Here is a 1,480-nt window from a genome sequence, read left to right on the forward strand (position 1 = left end):
CGAGGCCGGGGGCTTCCGGTCCGCGGTGGCGGACGCCGTGGAGGCGTCGGCCACCAGGTCGATGGAACTGGCCCGTGCGGCGCAGAAGGCCGAGGACGACGAGCGGGACGACTGACCCGCCTCCGGGCATCGCCCGCTGCGCTCCACGCGCCCCACACGTCCCGCCAGGTGAGAGAACGGCCACCTGGCGGGACGTCGCATTTAGCACAAGCCCTGTTCAGGGTGGGTCAGGCCGCGGTCGGGCGGCGTGTCGTCAAAGTTATTTGCCCACTCCCGTCGCATTGATCACACCCTTCACGCTAGGCTCATACCCAGCACGTGCGTGTCCGTACCGCAGGAGGGGAAGCCTGCGGCACGACGCGTGCCACGAAGGGTTGTGAGATGGCGACTACCGACAAGACCGAAGGCGGCGCACAGGCGGCGGGGGGTTCCCAGTTCCTGACCGTTGCCGAGGTCGCAGCGCTCATGCGCGTGTCCAAGATGACGGTCTACCGGCTCGTCCACTCGGGCGAGCTGCCCGCGGTGCGGGTGGGGCGGTCGTTCCGCGTGCATTCCAAGGCGGTCCACGAGTACCTGGACACGTCGTACTTCTCCGCCGGCTGACCCGCTCCGGGTCGGCCCCCGGGCCCGTTTTCGTCGCGGCCCCACCTGCGGGTAGTCTGGACGGGTTCCGTACCGGCTTCCGAGCCCGCTTAGATGCCGGAACGCAGTAAGCCCGCTGTAAGGCCCCAGACCAGTAGTCGACAGGTAGGTGACCCCCGATATGGGTTCTGTGATCAAGAAGCGCCGCAAGCGTATGTCCAAGAAGAAGCACCGCAAGATGCTCCGCCGGACGCGCGTGCAGCGTCGCAAGCTCGGTAAGTGAGTCCGGCGGCGCCTCGATAGCGCCCGGACTCACGCCTGTAGCAGATGCCCGTCACCCGGAAACGGTGGCGGGCATCGGTGTGTCGCGGGATGTGTGTAGCAGCACGTCCGGGGTACGCGGACCGGGCGACGGACCGGGGGGGTCCACGGCTACAGTGGTCTGGGTGAACCCCGAAGCACCAACCCGTCGGCCCGCCCGGGCTGTCGCCGTCGTGGGCGGGAGCCGATACCTCGGCGCCCACCTCGTGGGGATGCTGCTCCGGTCCGAATCCGTCGAGCGCGTCCTGGCCATCGACTCCGTCAAACCGTCGCCGCAGCACCGCCGTCGGATGAGGGACGCCGAGTTCGTCCGCCTCGACCCGCAGTCGCCGCGCCTCCAGGGCATCCTTCGCGATGCCGGCATCGACACCGTCGTCCACGCCGGACTGCACCACACCGATTTCGCCCCGGGCGGCCGTGCGGCCGTCAAGGAGGCCAACATCATGGGCTCGATGCACGTGATCGCGGCCTGTGGGCGGGCCGCGACCGTCAAGCGGTTCGTGTTGATCTCCTCGACCACCGTCTACGGCTCCTCGGGCGTGGACCCGGCCATGTTCACCGAGGACATGGCGGCCCG

The 1,480-nt window shown here is 69.0% G+C and carries 3 protein-coding genes; all 3 read left to right on the forward strand.

Annotated features, from left to right (window positions below):
• The first annotated feature begins 381 nt into the window (after nt 1-381).
• Complete coding sequence (locus tag G6021_RS13885) at nt 382-603, forward strand: helix-turn-helix domain-containing protein (RefSeq protein WP_017837771.1); 222 nt, start codon at nt 382-384, stop codon at nt 601-603.
• A gap of 160 nt (nt 604-763) precedes the next feature.
• The gene (locus G6021_RS13890; protein WP_003855542.1) at nt 764-865 is read left to right on the forward strand and encodes an AURKAIP1/COX24 domain-containing protein; all 102 of its coding nucleotides are present in this window, start codon (nt 764-766) and stop codon (nt 863-865) included.
• A 163-nt stretch (nt 866-1,028) separates the two neighbouring features.
• Nucleotides 1,029-1,480 (forward strand): NAD-dependent epimerase/dehydratase family protein (locus G6021_RS17460; protein ID WP_347238976.1); only part of this gene is annotated, 452 nt, incomplete at its 3' end.

Source organism: Dietzia sp. CW19, from assembly GCF_014145265.1.
GTDB classification, from domain to species: domain Bacteria; phylum Actinomycetota; class Actinomycetes; order Mycobacteriales; family Mycobacteriaceae; genus Dietzia; species Dietzia natronolimnaea.

Excerpts from the sequence above, each read along its gene's own strand:
- G6021_RS13885 (WP_017837771.1), top strand. The coding sequence starts at position 382 with ATGGCGACTACCGACAAGACCGAAGGCGGCGCACAGGCGGCGGGGGGT.
- G6021_RS13890 (WP_003855542.1), top strand. The coding sequence starts at position 764 with ATGGGTTCTGTGATCAAGAAGCGCCGCAAGCGTATGTCCAAGAAGAAG.